The organism is Mycobacterium angelicum (genome assembly GCF_002086155.1).
Taxonomy (GTDB): Bacteria; Actinomycetota; Actinomycetes; order Mycobacteriales; family Mycobacteriaceae; genus Mycobacterium; species Mycobacterium angelicum.
The window spans coordinates 1-229 of record NZ_MVHE01000472.1; the positions used below are offsets into that span (position 1 = coordinate 1).

Genomic DNA, 229 nt, shown 5'->3' on the forward strand with positions numbered 1-229 from the left:
CCAGCCCGGCCAGATCGTCGGGGCGCCGGCTGGTGGCCAGCTGGGCCAGCTGGGTTTCGGCGGCCGCGCGGGTACCCAGATCGATCGCGGCGGGCAGCTCACGCAGAAACTCGCGAATCACCTTGACATGGCCCTCGCCGATCAGCCCGTCGCGCTGGGCGTCGGCGGTCGCGGTCAACTGTGGCGGCAGCGGCTCACCCGTCAACGCGTGGCGCTCACCCAGATCCGC

1 protein-coding gene is annotated in these 229 nt (G+C 72.5%); it reads right to left on the reverse strand.

Going from position 1 to position 229, the window contains the following annotated elements:
• A partial coding sequence (locus BST12_RS30305; RefSeq protein ID WP_139802154.1) for a DUF222 domain-containing protein occupies window positions 1-229 on the reverse strand: 229 nt, incomplete at both ends.